This window comes from Streptomyces sp. NA04227, from assembly GCF_013364195.1.
Classification (GTDB): Bacteria; Actinomycetota; Actinomycetes; order Streptomycetales; family Streptomycetaceae; genus Streptomyces.
This window is the reverse complement of the sequence record NZ_CP054918.1, coordinates 4327903-4345121: the sequence shown is the minus strand read 5'-3', so window position 1 is coordinate 4345121 and position 17219 is coordinate 4327903. Positions and strand designations below refer to the sequence as shown.

General features: G+C 70.6%; 11 protein-coding genes. 3 read left to right on the top strand and 8 right to left on the bottom strand.

Features of this window, described 5'->3' with window-relative positions:
• Positions 1-117: 117 nt before the first annotated feature.
• Positions 118-1221: a Gfo/Idh/MocA family protein gene (locus HUT18_RS18515; protein ID WP_176101740.1), complete on the top strand. Its 1104-nt coding sequence runs from the start codon at positions 118-120 to the stop codon at positions 1219-1221.
• Here HUT18_RS18515 and HUT18_RS18510 read toward each other — a convergent pair.
• On the bottom strand, positions 1208-4177 hold the full coding sequence (locus HUT18_RS18510; RefSeq protein WP_176101739.1) for a tetratricopeptide repeat protein: 2970 nt from the start codon (positions 4175-4177) through the stop codon (positions 1208-1210). The two genes, HUT18_RS18515 and HUT18_RS18510, sit on opposite strands and share 14 nt — an antisense overlap.
• 515 nt (positions 4178-4692) lie before the next feature.
• On the opposite strand from HUT18_RS18510, the gene HUT18_RS18505 reads away from it, so the two are divergent.
• Both HUT18_RS18505 and HUT18_RS18500 read left to right on the top strand, forming a co-directional pair.
• On the top strand, positions 4693-6672 hold the full coding sequence (locus HUT18_RS18505) for a family 20 glycosylhydrolase (RefSeq protein ID WP_176101738.1): 1980 nt from the start codon (positions 4693-4695) through the stop codon (positions 6670-6672).
• Between the two features lie 168 nt (positions 6673-6840).
• Complete coding sequence (locus tag HUT18_RS18500; protein WP_176101737.1) at positions 6841-8799, top strand: RICIN domain-containing protein; 1959 nt, start codon at positions 6841-6843, stop codon at positions 8797-8799.
• 169 nt (positions 8800-8968) lie between these two features.
• On the opposite strand, the gene HUT18_RS18495 is transcribed toward HUT18_RS18500, so the two are convergent.
• From HUT18_RS18495 to HUT18_RS18465, 7 genes are all read right to left on the bottom strand, one after another.
• A complete protein-coding gene (locus tag HUT18_RS18495) occupies positions 8969-9538 on the bottom strand; it encodes a 2'-5' RNA ligase family protein (protein WP_176101736.1) in 570 nt (189 codons plus the stop codon).
• Between the two features lie 418 nt (positions 9539-9956).
• Positions 9957-10190 carry a hypothetical protein gene (locus tag HUT18_RS18490; RefSeq protein WP_176101735.1) on the bottom strand — a complete coding sequence of 78 codons (234 nt, stop codon included), beginning with the start codon at positions 10188-10190 and terminating at the stop codon, positions 9957-9959.
• A 241-nt stretch (positions 10191-10431) separates the two neighbouring features.
• Complete coding sequence (locus tag HUT18_RS18485; RefSeq protein ID WP_176101734.1) at positions 10432-12822, bottom strand: MMPL family transporter; 2391 nt, start codon at positions 12820-12822, stop codon at positions 10432-10434.
• A 157-nt stretch (positions 12823-12979) separates the two neighbouring features.
• Complete coding sequence (locus tag HUT18_RS18480; RefSeq protein WP_176101733.1) at positions 12980-13831, bottom strand: cytochrome d ubiquinol oxidase subunit II; 852 nt, start codon at positions 13829-13831, stop codon at positions 12980-12982.
• A 415-nt stretch (positions 13832-14246) separates the two neighbouring features.
• On the bottom strand, positions 14247-14912 hold the full coding sequence (locus HUT18_RS18475; RefSeq protein WP_176101732.1) for a response regulator transcription factor: 666 nt from the start codon (positions 14910-14912) through the stop codon (positions 14247-14249).
• Positions 14909-16147: a sensor histidine kinase gene (locus HUT18_RS18470; protein ID WP_176101731.1), complete on the bottom strand. Its 1239-nt coding sequence runs from the start codon at positions 16145-16147 to the stop codon at positions 14909-14911. Before HUT18_RS18470 ends, HUT18_RS18475 begins: the two co-directional genes overlap by 4 nt.
• Positions 16148-16630: 483 nt before the next feature.
• The gene (locus HUT18_RS18465; RefSeq protein WP_176101730.1) at positions 16631-17209 is read right to left on the bottom strand and encodes a hypothetical protein; all 579 of its coding nucleotides are present in this window, start codon (positions 17207-17209) and stop codon (positions 16631-16633) included.
• Between the last annotated feature and the right edge of the window lie 10 nt (positions 17210-17219).

Sequence of the window (17219 nt, the reverse complement as noted above, 5' to 3'; positions counted from 1 at the left end):
GGTCGGCGTTCCGTCCAACGGGGCTGGCCGGTGAGCGATTCATCCTGACCGATAGTGATAGTAATGACCGATATGTCACGTACGAAGTGAGGGCACCACCCTGAGGAGGAGCGACCCATGTCTGTGACGACCCCCTCGACCGGCTCGGCGACAGCGCCCCCGAGCGGTACGCACGGCGCGGTCCGGATCGGCGTCATGGGCTGCGCCGACTTCGCGTTCCGGCGGATGCTGCCCGCCTTCGCCGCCTGCCGCGCCACCGAGATCGCCGCGGTCGCCAGCCGGGACCCGCGCAAGGCGGCCCGCCTCGCGGCCCGTTACGACTGCCGCCCGGTGCACGGCTACGAGCACCTCCTCGCCCTCGACGACGTCCAGGCCGTGTACGTACCGCTGCCCGTCGCCCTGCATGCCCCCTGGGTGGAGGCCGCGCTCAGAGCGGGCAAGCACGTACTGGCCGAGAAACCCCTGACCACCGACCCGCGGCAGACCGAGCACCTGCTCACCCTGGCCCGGGACCGGGGCCTGGCCCTGATGGAGAACGTCCTGTTCGTCCACCACCCCGGCCACACCCGCGTACGCGAACTCCTCGACAGCGGCCTGATCGGCCAACTCCGCGCCTTCCACGGGGCGTTCACCACCCCGCCGCGTCCGGCCACGGACATCCGCTACGCCCCCGAACTCGGCGGCGGCGCCCTGTGGGACGTCGGCGTCCACCCGCTGCGCGCCGCCCTGCACTTCCTCGGCCCCGGCCTGCGCGTCGTCGGCGCCTGCCTCGGCCAGGGCCCGGGACGTACCGTCGACACCTCGGGCGCCGCCCTGCTGCGTACGGACACCGGGGTCGCCGCCCACATCACCTTCGGCATGGAACACGCGTACCGCTCCGCGTACGAACTCTGGGGCAGCGAGGGCCGTATCACCGTCGACCGTGCCTTCACCCCGCCGCCGGACCACGGGCCCGTGGTGACGGTGCACCGGGACGGCGGGAGCGAGGACGTCTCCCTGGAACCGTGCGACCAGGCGGTACGCGCGGTCGCGGCCTTCGCCCGGGCGGTGGCGGCCGGGGGCGCGCCGGGTGAGGGGACGGCGGTGCAGGCGCGGTTGGCGGAGGCGGTGCGGGTGGCCGCCGGGTACGGGAGGGGTGGAATGGCCGTCGCGGAGGCGGTGGGGACGAGGGCGGGGGCCACCGGAGAGCGCGCGGCCCGCCCGTCCGTCATGTCCGGCTGATCAGGTTCTCGCGCACCCGTTCCCTGAGCGGGACGGTCCCCGCTCGCGTCTCCGGCGCCACCCGTGCCACCAGATCGATCATTTCCACGAGATCCCGGAGCTGCTCAAAGGGCGGTTCGGCGTCGAGGAACGCGTCGAGTCTCTCCGCCGCGCTGTCCCATTCGGCGGTCGCGCAGTGCAGGACCACCAGGAATCCGGCGGCCCGCCTCGCCTTGCCCCTGTCGGCCCACGCGCCGTCCGACACCGCGGTCAACGCGGACCGGGCTTGCTCGAACCGTGCGGTGGCCTCGTCATCGCCCGTACTCCGCGTCGCGAGAGCGTGCAGCAGGTGGAGTTCGCCGTCCTCGGGGTCGATGTCCAGCGCACGGCGGCAATCCTCCAGAGCGGCCGGGCCGTCGCCCAGGAGGAGCCGGGCCTCGGCCCTCCCGGCCCAGAACCAGGCGGTCCCGGGGCGGAGCTCGACGGCCCGGGTGTAATCCGCCGAGGCGTCCTCGTAGCGCCCCATGCTGGTGTGGGTCTGGCCCCGACTGGCCGCCGCCCAGGCGTAGTTGGGGTCGAATTCGAGGGCACGCGTGAAGTCCGCCAAGGCGTCCTCGTAGCGGCCGAGACTCTGGTGGACCTCACCGCGACTGGTGAGGACCCAGTCGTCCTCGGGGTCGAGTTCCAGGGCGCGGCCGAAGTCCGTCGACGCCTCGTCGTAGCGCCCCATGAGCCGATGGATTTCGCCGCGCATGGCGAGGGGCCACTCGTATTCGGGGTCGAGTTCGACGGCGCGCGTCAGATCCGTCAGAGCATCGTCGTAGCGCCCCGCGGCCTGATGGGTGTCCCCACGAAAGGCGAGCGCCGATGCGGAGCTCGGGTCGAGTTCAAGGGCGCTGGTGAAATCCGTCAGAGCTTCCTCATAGCGCCCCAGGGACCGGCACGAGAGACCCCGCCTGAGGAGGACCCAGACATTGCGGGGATCGAGTTCGACGACCCGGGTGAAGTCCGCGAGCGCCTCCTCATGGCGGCCCATCCCCTGATACGTCTCGGCGCGGCTGGCGATGGCCCAGACGTTCTGGGGGTCGAACTCGATGGCACGGTCGAACTCCACCAGGGCTTCCTCGTTGCGCCCCAGGAGCCGAAGGGTCTCACCCCGGCCTTCGTGCACCCGTTTCAGTTCCGGGTCGAGGCGCCGCGCCACCGCGTAGTCGGCCAGGGCCTCGGCGTAGGAACCGGCGAGACGGTTCTCTCGGGCGCGGACGGCATGCGCCAACGCCCTTGTGGGGGTGGTGAGTTCGGCCGCGCCCAGGAGCAGGGTCAGAGCGGCGACGGGGGCCGTGTCCCCTTCGGCCGACTCGGCCGCACCACGCGCCTCGCTCGCCTCGGTCACCGCCGTGAGGCGTTCGCCCCAAGCGGTCAGGGGAGGGTGGTCGGCGTCCCGCCCGGCCCGGGTCAGCAGCTGCGCCCAGCGGTGCAGGGTGGTGATGTCGTGGTCGACCGCGCGGATGGTCTGCGCCAGGGCGTCGGGCAGGGCCCTGGCGGGCTGGACGCAGAGCCGGTGGTAGGTCTCGTTGAGCCGGTGCTCGCGCCACGAGGCGTCGTCCCAGTGAGCGAACTCGTCGCTGCCGAGCGCCACTTCGGCACTCTGCCGCCGGGCCCGGAAGGTCTCGGCGAGCCGCAGGTGCTGCTCCTCCCAGCGGGCCGGGGACTGGGTGCGGCGCAGGCGCAGCATGGCGGTACGTACGACGTCGTGGTAGCGGCAGCGGCCGTCCTGACGTGAGACGAAGGCGAGGGCGCGCAGCCAGGCGTAGTCCTCGCTCGTCTCGGGCGGTACGACGGCCCGGTAGATGTCCTCGTCGAGATACGAGGGCAGTGCGCAGGCCAGCGCCGCCTCCCGGCGCTGCTCGTTGCTCTCCCACTTCAGGAACCGTTCGACGGCGGTCTCCGACACGTCGTCCAGGCCGTCGCCCGTTCTCGTGTCGCTCTGCGCGAGCATGTCGACGAGCAGCGGCAGCCGTCCGGACAGCCGCAGGATCAGCTCGATGCTCGACTCGTCGACGACGCCCCGGGCGGCGAGCAGCGTCCGCGCCTCCTCCTCGGTGAACACGTCGAGCGCGACCTCGGTGACCGCGCCGAGCCAGTCCCCCCAACTGCGCGGGTGCGGACGGGACCGCCCGGCGAGCACGATCTGCACGTTGACCGGCAGGCTTCCGAGCACCTCGCCGAAGGTGATCTCGCGCAGCCAGTCGTCGAGCACCGGGCCGGTCCGCTCGTACACGTCGAAGAACAGCACCACGCGCTCGCAGCGCTCCGCGACATCGCCGAGGTCCTCCAGGAACACCGGCGTCAGCATCTCCACCGGCCGCATCACCAGCTGTACGTCCTCATGGCTGCGCAGCCGCGCGTTCAGCATCGACCGCACCCGGTCCACGCCTTGCGCGACCTGCTGCGGATCCACCGCGCCCGCGAACGCCCCGACCACCGGCACGGCGCCGAGACCCACCAGACCGAGCTGCGCCATCACGGTGCCGGACGTCGACGCGGGCGCCGCCCCCTCCTCGCCCGCGCCGGACTCGCCCGTACCGGCCGGTGTCACGGGCTGCGCGCTGTCGGCCTGATGACGCCGCTGCCGGTACAGCGACAGCTGCTTGTCGAACTTCTTGAGCGGGCAGCCCTGTTGACCCAGCCGCGCGCTGAGGGCCTCCATCGCCTCCAGCGGGTCGTGCACCTCGTCGTCCACCAACGCCGTGACCACGGAGGGCCGTTCGCGAGCGGCCGTCTCCCACTGCCGCAGCAACGTCGACTTCCCGACCCCGCCGTTGCCGTGCACATGGAAGAGGAACGGAAAGTCGGTCTCCTCGGGATCGCGTACCAACGTCTCCCGGAACACGGCGAGTTCACTGCGCCGCCCCACGAACCCCGCCTGCCCGCGCCGCCGGTTGATGTCCTGCCGAGATGGCCTGCGCCCCGCCATGACCGCCCCTCCGTCTCCGGCCGCTCCGGATCTCGCCGGCTTCTTCGGCTTCTTCGGCTAGTTCAGCTTCTTCGGCTTCTTCAGCTCGTCCGGCCTCTTCGAGCTCCCATGATGATGTTCCGGCGGATCCGACGGTAGGCGAAGGGGAGCCGGGGAAGCCGGGGGAAGCGGGGGAGCCGGGCGGAGGGGGAACCCGGGCGGAGGCGGGAGCCGCGCTCCCGGATCGACGCCCCGCCATCCATCACATCCGGATACCCGCCCGAAATAATTTGTTACGCATACGATTTGCGCACTCGGCAGGGTCTACAACTCCCCAGTTCAGCAAGGTAGTTACCGCGAACGAGCCTCTCCACCACCCCCAGAAAGTCCTGCAAGAGGTCTACACCAACCCATTGACTTCATGGTCTGGACCACCTCATTCTGGGGCAGCTTTCCGCCCTTCGGCGCCTGCTCACCCCGCTCCCACGCCCCGGGAGAACGGCGTCGTCCACCCCCCTTCTGCGACGGAGACGCCGATGAACAGTCCCTCCGGCAACAGACCCCTCTGGCTGGGAACCCTGCTCGCACTGCTGCTCACCCTCGTCCCCGGTGCCGCCGCCGTCACCGCCGCCCCGGCACCGCTCAACGCCGCTCCCCCGGGCGTACTGCCCGCCTTGCAGCAATGGGAAGGCGGCCGGGGCACGGTGTCCCTGGACCGCGACGCGCGCCTCGTGGTGCCCTCCGGCTCCTCCGAGAAATTCGTGGGCCTGGCCCGTGAAATCGCCCGGGACGCCGCCGAGTTGACCCCGCTGCGGCTGCGCGTCACCGTCGGCACTCCGCGCCGTGGCGACATCGGGCTCGCCCTCGACCCCGACGCCGACTACGGGAAGGCGAAGCCCGCCCTGCGCGCGGAGTCGTACCGCATGACGGTCGCGGACGGCCGGGTGCGTCTGGTCGCCGGTGGCGAGAAGGGCGCGTATTACGCGAGCCGTACCCTGCTCCAGTCCCTGCTCGGCTCGCCCGGGCGGCAGACGCTGCCGGTCGGCACCGCGGTGGACTGGCCCGACTACGCGGTGCGCGGATTCATGCTCGACGTCGGACGCCGCTACTTCACCCCGGAGTTCATCAAGTCCTATCTGAAGTGGATGGGCTGGATGAAGATGAACACCCTCCAACTCCACCTGAACGACAACGGGTTCGTCGGCAAGGACGGCGACTGGTCCAAGGTCCAGGCCGGGTTCCGGCTCGCCAGCGACAACCCGGAGTTCGAGGGCCTGGCCGCCAAGGACGGCGCGTACACGCGTAAGGACTGGGACTCCTTCGAGGACACGGCCGCCGACAGCGGCGTCACCCTGGTCCCGGAGATCGACGCCCCGGCCCACGCGCTCTCCTTCATCAGGTTCAAGCCCGAACTCGGCCTGAACAACGGCAACTCGGACCACCTGGACCTGAGCAAGCCCGAGAGCACGGAGTTCATGAAGTCCGTGTACCGCGAGTTCGCCCCCTGGTTCCGCGGCCCGGCCGTGCACATCGGCATCGACGAGTACCCGCGCGAGTACGAGGCGCAGTACCGCGATTACGTCAACACCATCGCCCCGTACGTCCGCGGCCTGGGCAAGAAGGTCAACGCCTGGGGCAGCTTCGCCCAGATGTCCGGCGGCGGCGCGGGCTACGACAAGGACATGACGCTCAACAGCTGGAACAACGGCTGGTACGGGCCGAAGGGCGCCATCGCCGACGGCTACGACGTGATCAACTCCAACGACGGACTGCTGTACGTCGTGCCGTTCGCGGACTACTACCACGGGCAGGGTCTCGACGGCCGGTGGATCCACCGCAACTGGGCGCCGAACATCTTCGGCGGCGACCAGAACCTGCCCGCCCAGGACCCGAAGCTGCTCGGCGCCATGCCCGCGGTGTGGAACGACCTCACCGAGGCCGACTACACCGAGTTCGACGTGCACCGGCTCGTCGAGAAGAGCTTCGGCGCCCTCGCGGAGAAGATGTGGTCGCCCACGGCGGCGGGCACCGACTACCGCGCCTTCCTCGACCGGCTGCACACCGTCGGCCAGGGCCCCGGCACCGGCTACCTGCCCGACACCCTGCCCAAGCCCGACCCGGCCGACCTCGCCTACGGGCGCGACACCGCCGCCTCCTCCTCCGAGACCGGCGGACTCGGCCCCGACAAGGCCTTCGACGCCGACCCGAAGTCCCGCTGGGCCAGCAAGTACACCGACGACCAGTGGCTCCAGGTCGACCTCGGCACCGCCCGCCACCTCGGCTCGGCCCGGCTCAGCTGGGAGAGCGCCTACGCCAAGGACTACGACCTCCAGGTCTCCGACAACGGCACCGACTGGCGCACCGTCGCCGAGCAGCGGGGCCTGACCCAAGCGGGCACCCAGACGCTCGACTTCGACGACGTCACCGCCCGCTACGTCCGGATGAAGGGCCTCACCCGCGGCACGAGCTACGGGTACTCCCTGTACTCCTTCGAGGTGTTGGCCGCCGGTTCCTGACACGGCAGCGAACTCCCGGGCGGCGGCCGACAGTTCCGAGTCGGCCGCCGCCCGCGCCGTAGGCACCGGCTTTCCCCGGCACCGGTTTCCCGTCCCCCGAGCCACCAATAGCCAGTAGCCAGTAGTCAATAGCCACTACCGAGAACCAAGTATCAGGAATGAGGCGCCGTGAAGCGCAAGGTCCCCGTAGTCGCCGCCGCCTGTTCGGCCGCCCTGGCTCTGCCGATCTCCCTCCTCGCCGCGGTGCCGTCCGCCTGGGCCGCCGCCCCGGCCACGTACCACGTGGACTGCGCGGCGGGCGACGACGCCGCTGCGGGCACCTCGCCCGCCACGGCCTGGCGCACCCTCGCGAAGGCCAGTGACAAGACGTACTCCCCCGGTGACCGCATCGTCTTCAGGCGCGGCACCCGCTGCACCGGCACGCTGGCGCCGCGCGGCTCCGGAACGGCGAGCGCGCCGATCGCGGTGGACACCTACGGCACGGGCGCCAAGCCGCTGATCGAGGGCGGCGGCGCACCCCGTGCGGTAGTCCTGCGCAACCAGCAGGGCTGGGAGATCCGCAATCTGGAGATCACCAACAAGGGCGCCACGATGGGCAATCGGCGCGCGGTCTCGGTGGAACTCTCCGACTACGGCACGGGCGGCCACTATGTCCTGGAGAACCTCGACATCCACGACGTCAACGGCGACGACACCAAGGACCTCGGCGGCAGCGGCGGCATCTACTTCACGGTCGCCGGGACCAAGAAGCAGACGAAGTTCGACGGCGTCACGCTGCGCGGCAACACCATCCGCGGTGTGGACCGGGAAGGCATCTTCTTCGTCTCCACCTGGAACCGCTCCGGTTTCGAGACCCCCAGCGCCGGGGCCTTCGTGCCATGGCCGAACGTGCACATCACCGGCAACGACCTGTCCGACCTCGGCGGGGACGGCATCGTCGCGGGCAACACCACCGGCGCGCTCGTCGAGCACAACAAGGTCGACGGATTCCAGAAGCGCTCCGCCGGTTACAACGCGGGCATGTGGACGTACGACTCGGACGACGCCGTCTTCCAGTACAACGAGGCGACCGGCGGACGCACCCACCGCGACGGCATGGCCTACGACGTCGACCAGGGCACCGTCGGCACCGTCTTCCAGTACAACTACAGCCACGACAACGAGGGCGGCTTCATGCTTCTCTGCAACGCCACCGGCATCCTCGAGGGCGCCGTCGTGCGCCACAACGTCAGCCAGAACGACGCCCACCGCGGAGTCGAGACCTGCAAGGGCGAGATCGAGTCCGCCGAGATCTCCCACAACACGCTGTACGTCGGCGACGGCGTCACCCAGAGCGTGCTCCAGGAGAACAACACCACCCGCCGCAACGTCGTCTTCCGCAACAACATCGTCGTCGCCGCCGGTACCGGCCGTGCCTCGATCAACCTCCAGAGCGGCGGCTTCACCCTCGACCACAACGTACTGAAGGGCGTCACCGGAGCTCCGGACGGCGCCGGAACCGGGGCCGACCCGCAGCTGTCCGCCCCCGGCACCGCCACCGGCCGGACCGACGCCGACGGCTACCGCCTGTGCACCGGCTCCCCCGCCCTCGGCACCGGCAGCCCCGACGTCACCCGGGGCACCCGCGACTACTTCGGCAACCCGCTGCCCACCGGCGCCCCCCACATCGGCGCCGACGCCGGAGGGGGCCTCGCCTGCCCGCCCCAGGTGGCCGACGGCACGTACACCCTGCGCCTGTCCGGCACCCCGCTCGCCCTGGACGTGCCGGACCACTCCACCCGCCCCGGCACCCAACTCGTCGTCTGGACCGAACACGCCGGAACCAACCAGCAGTTCGCCCTCACCCGCGACGCCGACGGCACCTACACCGTGAAGAACGTCCACTCCGGGCAGTGCCTCGACGTCGAGGCGGCCTCGCGGCAGCCCGGGGCACGGGTGATCCAGTGGACGTGCACGGGCTCGGGTAACCAGCGCTGGAAGCTGACCGGGAACGGTGACGATCTCGCTCTCATCGCGCAGCACAGTGGGCTCGCGCTCACGGCGGCGGGTGCGGGTGACGGGGACGTACTCACGCAGGAGGAGCCGAAGGGGACGTCGGGGCAGCGGTGGGCGGCTGGGGCGCGGTGAGGCGGGGTCGGGGGTTAGGGGTCGTCTTCAACTGAGGGCCGGGCAGGGCGACTTGCTCCGCTCACCAGATGATCTCCGGAACGCCCCAAGCCCCAAAAGAGGAATGGGCCGGCTCACATGTTCTTGGGTTCTGTGAGCCGGCCCTTTGCGGCAGCCCGCGTGGGACACGTCATGCCCCGGCGAAATCCTTGCGGACGAGAGTGGTGAACTCCACGGCCGACACCTCCTGTTGCACGTCCACGCACGGAGCCGCCCCGCTCGCCGAGGGCAGGGGCAGGTCTCTGACCTGAGCCGCGGCGAAGTCCTCCTTGGCCAGGCCGAGCGTGACATGGGGCCAGAAACCGTTCTCGACGATGCCCAGGCCCCGGGTGATCTCTTCCTGGAGGCGGCGCAGCTCGTCGTTGTGTTCGACGCCCAGCCGGACCTGCTCGCCCTTCTGGACGACTTCCTCGTCGTAGCGGTAGGCCGGGTCCTTCGTCAGGGCCCAGCTGCCATGACGTACCTGGCCGGTCAGGCGCACGACCGGAGCGGGCCAGGTGCCTCCGGTCAGCAGCGAGCGGGTCTCGGTCAGCTTCCGCTCGTCGGCGTCGTGCAGGAAGCCCAGGGTGATGTGCATGTGTTCCCGGTGCTGCGGGTCGACGCGCTCCCGGCACCGCGGTTGCAGGTCGACCAGGGCGTCGGCGAGCTCGTCGGGGATCCTGAGGCAGATGAAGGCGTTCGTTGTCCGACCACTCGCCATGGGGCGTCCTGCCTTTCGTGTACGACTCGGTTTCAGCGGGCTCCGCTCTGCCGGTCCAGCGAGCACTCCGAGGATGCCGTCCCAGACGCTGCGCGCACCGGAGCGCGAGGGGCTCGTGCACGATGCGAGCACGCCGGAGGACCGGCCAACGGCCCCGGCATGGACACACCGGGGCCGCCCTTCCGGGTCGTTGCACGTGAGCGTGCGCGGACCCACTCACCAGCGTAGGCCCCGGATGCCATTTCGGTCATATCGGATGACGTGGGCCGTCATCCGCCGTCGGCGCCCGCGGGGTAACCGCGCGCTTCGGTGGCGGCGAAACCACGGCGGAGAACCTCCGTCACACCGCGAACCACCTCCGGATCCGCGGCGACGATACGCACCTCCGCATGCCCGGCCGACGGCGGTTCCGGTGACTTCACGGAGCCCCCTTGCTCCCCTCTCGACGCTCACGGTGCGGGGCGTCGGCAGGAGGACCCTTCGACGCGGTCGCACGTGGGCCCTTACGGTTCCGCCGACCGCCTCCCGGCAGGGCACCGCGGTAGCGGAACCCTTCGGTCCCTGCGCCGTGCTGCACGTTGATCCGGTGGATCAGGAACATTCCCGCGACGATCACGAAGACGATCACGGCGACGGTGACGGCTGCCTCCATGTCCTCACCTCCTCGAGGTGGAACTCAAGGTCCCGAACGCGGCTCCGGCCCTCTCACTCTACGCCGCTCCGAGGCCCCGAGACGTGCCCGTGAGCAGGCATTTTGCCGAGAGAGCACGAGCCCGCCGGCACCTTCGGCGACAGGAGCGGGAAGCGGGAGGATTCCGCCGGGGAGACCCGTGCAGGTGACGCCGGGAGGTGCACCCCTCCCGGTGTCCCCCGCTGCTGCGCCGCCGCCTGCGTCAGCGGCGCAGGCCCGGGTCCGCGTACGCGCCCTGGCCCGGCGCCTCGGGGGCGCCCTGGCCCGGCGCCTCGGGGGCGCTCTCGCCGGACTCCGGCCCGCGCTGCTCGTGGCGCTCGATCTCCACCCGCGGCAGCAGCCTGCCCAGCGGCGCCGGGAGCCACCAGGCGCGGCGGCCGAGGAGTTGCATCACGGCGGGCACGATCAGGCACCGGATCAGCACCGCGTCCAGCAGGATCGCCACCGCCAGGCCCAGGCCGAACTGCTGCAGCATCCGCTCCGGGCTGAGGATGAAGGCCGCGAAGACCACGATCATGATGGCCGCGGCGGCCGTGATCACCTTGCCGGTGTGCGCCAGCCCCTCCCGTACGGCGTGCGAGGGGTCCTTGGTGTTCTCCCACTCCTCGTGGATGCGGGACAGCAGGAACACCTCGTAGTCCATGGAGAGACCGAAGACGATCGCGAAGATCATCACCGGTATGAACGCCTCGACCGGGCCCGGCTGGACCCCGAACCACCCCTCCTGGAAGACCAGCGTGACGGCGCCCAGCGAGGCCCCGATGCTCAGCAGGTTGAGCACTGCCGCCTTCAGCGGAATCAGCACCGAGCGGAAGACGGCCATCAGCAGCAGTGCCGAGAGCCCGACCACGATGGCGACGAAGACCGAGATACGGTCCTGCACCTTCAACGAGAAGTCCTCGGCCGCCGCCGTCGCACCGCCGACCAGGAACCGCGTGCCGGTCTCCCGCTCGACGCGCGGCAGGATGTCGTCCCGCAGCGAGCCGACCAGGTCGGAGGTCGCCTCGGCCTGCGGCGCGGAGGCCGGGTAGGCGATGAGCAACGCCACCGAGGGGTCCTTCGTCGGGATGGCCGGGGAGACGGCCGCGATGCCGGTGGTGTCCTCGAGCGTCGTACGGAGCGTGCCCGCCGCGTCCTTGACCGGCTCGCCCTTCTCCTCGCCGTCCGCGACGACGATCAGCGGGCCGTTGAAGCCGGGCCCGAAGCCCTCCGCGAGCAGGTCGTACGCCTGGCGGCTGGTGGTGGACTCCGCGTCGTTGCCGGCGTCCGCGAAACCGAGCCGCATGTTCAGCGCGGGTGCGGCCAGCGCGCCCAGGGCCACCACGGCGACCAGCAGCGCCGCCCACGGATGCCGCTGCACGCCGCCGCCCCAGCGGCGCCAAGCCGTGCCCTCCTCCTTGCGGCCACGGGCCGCCTGCCCGCGGGCCCGCTTGAGCACATTGCGCCGGATACGGCCGCCGAAGGCGCTCAGCAGCGCGGGGAGCAGCGTCAGCGAGGCGATCATGGTGACGAGCACGGTCAGGGCCATCGCCAGGGCCACGCCCTGGAGCGAGCCGAGACCGAGCGCGTACATGCCGAGCAGTGCGATGATGACCGTGCAGCCCGCGAAGAAGACGGTACGGCCCGCCGCGTCCAGCGCGACGCGTGCGGCACGCTCCTGCCCGGGGCGGCTGGCGCGGTCGGCGGCCTTGCGGGAAGCCCGGTCGTTGCCCTCACCGGCACCGCCGCCGCCTGCGAGGGAACCGTCCCGGGCCGCCTCGACGAGCAGCTCCGTGCGATACCGGGAGAAGATCAGCAGCGCGTAGTCGATGCCGACCCCCAGCCCGACCAGCATCATCAGCGGCGGGGTGAAGTCCGCGAGGGTCACGAAGTGCGAGGCCATCACGATCAGCCCCATGGTGCTGCCCACCGCGAACAGCGCCGTGATCACCGGCAGTCCGGCCGCGACCACCGAGCCGAACAGGAAGACCAGGATGATCAGCGCGCCCAGCATGCCCGCACCCTCGGCGGCGCCGCCCTCACCTTCCTCCGCGTTGCGGATGGCGTCGCCGCCCAGCTCGACCCGCAGCCCGTCGCCCTCGAACTCCTGGGCCGTGTCGATGAGTTCGACCCGTTCCTCCTTGGGCACCTCTTCGGCCAGGCCGTCCAGGGTGACGGTCGCGTAGCCGATGGTGCCGTCGCGGGAGACGGCGGACTTGTCGTCGTACGGGCTCACCACCGCGGTGACGCTGTCCTGTGCGGCGACCTTCTTCAGCATCGCCGCGACGCGCTTCTCATGCGCGGCGGTCCGCAGGCCCTCCTCGTCCCGGACGACGATCTGGATGCTGTCGCCCGCCTGCGCGGCGCCCTTCTCCTCCAACGTCCGCTGCGCCTGGTGGGACTCGGTGCCCGGAAGGGAGAAGTCGTTGCGGTAGTCGTTGCCCACCACCATGGACAGCGCCTGTACTCCGATGAGCACCGCGGCCCACAGCACCAGCGCCCGCCACTTGTGGCGGAAGGAGAAGGCGGCGATCCGCTCGAAGATCCCCGGCCTCTTCGGCCCTCCTCCGGCCGTGTCTCCGTGGGCCCGCGGCCCGGTCCGTGCGTTGCTCATGACGGCTCCTCCGTGTCTCTACGCATGTTCGTCTCGTCGCCTTCGTCGTCGTCTTCGTCGGCGTCGTCTTCGTCTTCGTCGGCGTCTTCGTCGGCGAATCCGCGATCCGGATCTCCGAGGCTGTGAAGTCCTGTGCTGCGCGGGTCCTCCGCGCGCCCTACGGCGCACCACCGCCCGTCCCGCCCCGCGGGCCACCCCGTCGGGTGCCTCGAAGGGCCGAGCGGAAGGCGGGGCGGAGAGTGTCCGGGAAGGTGCGCCGGGCCTGCGTCCGCGCGACGGTCAGCAGCGCCGCGACGGCCGCCAGCAGCGGCACGACCACCCACGGCAGCCATGCCAGCCACGTCGGCGACCCGCCCACCGGCCCGTCCACCGCCGCATCCCACAGCGGCAGTTGGAGGCCGCAGACCAGCGGCAGCGCCACCATCGCCACGGCGGTCAGCGCGTACAACTCGCGTGAGCTGCCGCGGCCCGCCAGCAGCCGGGCCCGCTCAAAGGGCCTGCCGGTGAGCCGCAGAGTCCCGAAACCCAGCCCGTGCAGGGCGAACAGCAGGGCCACGGCGAGCGCCACGACGGCCACCGTCCCGGCGGCCGTCGTACCGGTCGCCCCGGTCGTTCGGCCGGTGAGCAGCGAGGCCAGCAGCCAGCTCCAGCCGAGCACCGTCAGCCAACACCCGTACACCGACGCCTGGTTGGCGCGCAGCAGACCCGCACGGCGCACGGCCAGGCCGAGCAGCAGCACGAGGAGGGCAGGACAACGCTCACGGAGCAACTCCCCCGCCATCTGCGGCAGACAGGTCAGGAGCACCCCGGCCGCGGCGACCAGCCACGCGGCGCCACCGCGTGCCGAGGCGGCCAGCACCTGCCGCCTTTCGCGCGGGTCGTGGGCCAGCCAGGGCAGCAGCATGCCCAGGCCAAGCCCGGCACCGACCACGACGAAGTAGCCGACGGTGAAGAAGCCGAGCAGCCCGATCGCGAGCGCTCCGACCACCGCTTCCACCGACGAGTCCACCGCCGCCACCCCCTTCTGTGCTCCCGGTCCCTCGACCTGGGAACACAGTGCGGTGACGGCTTGGTGCGCCGCGTCAGCCTGGGGTCACGACCCGGCGTACCCCAGGAGTTGCGTCCGAAAGAGGCGCCGTACCACGGGAGTTGCGGCCGCCCCGAGGCACTGGGCACTCATGGCATGCGGAATGTGAATGTCACAGCCCACCCGACAGAGCAACTCGGGCATGGCGCATGCCGAGCACCGTCACGGGCCGCCCACGCCTCCGGCATGAGGGCCATGTCGGTAACGAAGTAAGGGAACTTGAGGACGTCGACATGAACTCGAGGACGTCGGCGTGAACTTGCGGACGTCGGCGAAGATCGCCCCGGCCTGCTCAGGCGGCCGGACGACCGTGACGGCCGACGTCAACTCGATACGGCTATCCCAGCCAGCCTGGGGTGATCATCCCGGACTCGTAGGCCAGGACGACCAGTTGGGCGCGGTCTCGGACGTCCAGCTTCGTCATCACCCGGCTCACATGGGTCTTCGCCGTTGCCGGGCTCAGTACGAGCCGCTGGGCGATCTCGTCGTTGGTCAGCCCCGCACCGACCAGGCCCATCACCTCGCGCTCCCGCTGGGTGAGGCTGTTGAGCCGGGTGCTCGGCTCGGGGCGCTTGACGCGGCCCGCGAACTCCGCGATCAGGCGCCGCGTCACGGTCGGGGCGATCAGTGCGTCGCCGCGCGCGGCGACCCGTACGCCGTGCAGCAGTTCCATCGGTTCGGTGTCCTTGACCAGGAAGCCCGAGGCGCCGGCGCGCAGCGCCCCGTACACGTGGTCGTCGACGTCGAAGGTGGTGAGGATGACCACCCGTACGCCCTCCAGCCGCTGGTCGCCGACGATCTCACCGGTGGCCTCGAGGCCGTCCTTCTCCGGCATCCGGATGTCCATGAGGACGACATCCGGCCGCAGTTCGCGGGCGAGGCGTACGGCCTCCACACCGTTCGCGGCCTCGCCGACGACCTCGATGTCGTCCTCGTCGTCGAGTATCGAGCGGAACCCGGCCCGCACGAGTCGCTGGTCATCGGCCAGCACAACCCTGATCATCTACCGTCCTCCACCGGAATCCGTGCCTCCACCCGGAAGCCGGAGATGCCTCCGGTGCGGCCGGGGATGTTCTCCGCCGTCAACTCGCCGCCGAGGGCCCGTGCCCGTTCGGCCATGCCGCCCAGTCCGCTGCCGCCGAGGCCGGTGGCACCGTGCCGGCCCGCGCCGTCGCGTACGCCGGGCATGCCCTTGCCGTTGTCCTCGATGCGTACGCGCACGCTCGTGTCACCGCCGTCGTCGGCAGCGCCGCCGTCGTGCTCCAGCCGTACCGTGACCACCGCCTCCGTCGCCTCCGCGTGCCGCACGATGTTCGTCAGCGACTCCTGCACGATCCGGTACGCCGCCAGCCCCACCTGGGGAGGCAGCCGCGGCACCTCCCGCGGTACCTCCATCACCGTACGCACCGAGAGTCCGGCCGTGGACGCCCGGTCCGCCAGCCCGGCGATCTCTGTCAGTCCGGCGTCGGCGGGGACGGTCGGCGCCGCCTCGTCCACCTGCCGGAGCACGCCGAGCGTGGCCCGCAGTTCGCGCAGCGCCTCGCGGCTGGTGTCCCGGATGGCCTCCATCGCGGGCGCCATCTCGGCCGCGCCGGTCCTGCCCTTGGCGTGCCGGTGCATGGCGGCGCTCGACTGCACGTTGATCAGCGAGATGTTGTGGCCGAGCACGTCGTGCAGCTCGCGCGCGATCCGCAGCCGCTCCTCGATCGCCGACTGCCGTGCCCGTGCGTCGCGCTCCCGCTCCGCCGCCAGTGCACGCTGCTCGGCCTCGCGCAGATAGGCCAGCCTGGTGCTGTACGCGTGGCCCGCCGCGACGAGGCCGACGAACCAGCCGAGCAGCAGGAAGATCGAGGTGTCGTCCACGTGGCGGCCGTCCGGGGAGCCGATCTGCTCCGAGATGGCGATCATCAGCATGGTCGACACCGCGAGGGTGGCGGCGGCGAGCAGATAGCCCTCGGCCGCGACGGTGAACAGCGCGAAGGCGAAGGCGGCCAGCAGCACCGGCACATCCCGTTCCGAGAGCGGGAAGTAGGCCATGCTGCAGGCCAGCACGAACACCGCGACCCACACCGGCCGTCGCCGCCGCCAGCGGAGCGCCACGAAACCCGCCAGCATCAGCGCCCCGGACAGGACGGTGACGGGTACGGAATCGCCGGACGAGCTCTCGACCGCGAGAACCGCGACCACGAGAACTGCGGCCAACACCCCGCCGACCACGGCTCGTTGAGACTGGGACATGCGGGGAAGCGTACGCACGCCGATCGCGACCAGCACCCCTCGCGTACGAGGGGACGGACAGGAGAGCCCACGGTCATCGAACCCAGTCGGTGCCGGCCACTCCTTGGGCTGTCCCCTCTCACGCACGGGGCCGGGAAAACCGAAGCGCCCCGGTCCGCAGAGCGGAACCGAGGCGCTAAGTAACAGGTCAGAGCGGGAATCCCGGCTCATTTCCCCGTAGGCCGTGTGGGACTCGAACCCACAACCAATGGATTAAAAGCTCAAGATCTTTTGTGACGGGGGGTTCCAACCTCTGCCGCCCGGTGGCTATTTGTGCAGGTCAGCGCCGGGCGGCACCCCTCTTGCATTCAACTCATATCAACGTGTTCACAGCAGTCCGGCCTCACAATGGCCTCACACTGGGGCCCCTCTGTGCAGCACAGATTCAATGACATTGAGGATTCCCGCAGACGCGTGAACGTGGCGCATGGCCTCGCCTGGCTGTCAGTTGATGGGGCCCTCCGGGGTCGGCTGCTGCGGCGAGGGGCGAGTGCTCCGGTAGCGGTCCAAGCTGAGCACGTCGCCCTGTTCGTCTGCCTCACAGAGGCAGGACTCGGACTTGCCGAGCTGAACACCGTGGGCGAAAGCTTTCAGCAGCTCGGCCTCGCGGTCGAGTTCCCACTGCTGGCGCGCGGCTTGGAGCTGGTCGCGCTCTTCTTCTGCGCGGGCCGCAGCTTCGTCAGCGAGGCGCCAGGCTACTTCGCTGGCGCGGCGTGCGTCCTGAAAGAACGACCGCGCGGCATTGAGTCGTTCAATGCTGGTGTCCTGGCGGTGCTGGGCTTCCCGCAGTTCCGTGACGAGAAGGTCTGCGCGGTCGTCTTCGGTCTTGTGGTTCAGTTCCTGGAAGTAGGACGTCACCCACGGGAGCGCGCTGAGGGCGGTAAGGACGATCGCCCCGTCAAGAGTGACAACGTCGTTTTGGCCCATGGCGGCCGTCAGTGACGCGATGGTGAAGACCACGAAGGCGACTGATGCGATGAGCGTGAGTCGTAGGTGGATGATCCTTTTACGGGTGGCGTGCACTTAGGGCTTT

Bases quoted from the DNA above. Each gene is read 5' to 3' on its own strand.
- HUT18_RS18515 (WP_176101740.1), top strand. From the start codon at position 118: ATGTCTGTGACGACCCCCTCGACCGGCTCGGCGACAGCGCCCCCGAGC.
- HUT18_RS18510 (WP_176101739.1), bottom strand. From the start codon at position 4,177: ATGGCGGGGCGCAGGCCATCTCGGCAGGACATCAACCGGCGGCGCGGG.
- HUT18_RS18505 (WP_176101738.1), top strand. From the start codon at position 4,693: ATGAACAGTCCCTCCGGCAACAGACCCCTCTGGCTGGGAACCCTGCTC.
- HUT18_RS18495 (WP_176101736.1), bottom strand. From the start codon at position 9,538: ATGGCGAGTGGTCGGACAACGAACGCCTTCATCTGCCTCAGGATCCCC.
- HUT18_RS18490 (WP_176101735.1), bottom strand. From the start codon at position 10,190: ATGGAGGCAGCCGTCACCGTCGCCGTGATCGTCTTCGTGATCGTCGCG.
- HUT18_RS18485 (WP_176101734.1), bottom strand. From the start codon at position 12,822: ATGAGCAACGCACGGACCGGGCCGCGGGCCCACGGAGACACGGCCGGA.
- HUT18_RS18475 (WP_176101732.1), bottom strand. From the start codon at position 14,912: ATGATCAGGGTTGTGCTGGCCGATGACCAGCGACTCGTGCGGGCCGGG.
- HUT18_RS18470 (WP_176101731.1), bottom strand. From the start codon at position 16,147: ATGTCCCAGTCTCAACGAGCCGTGGTCGGCGGGGTGTTGGCCGCAGTT.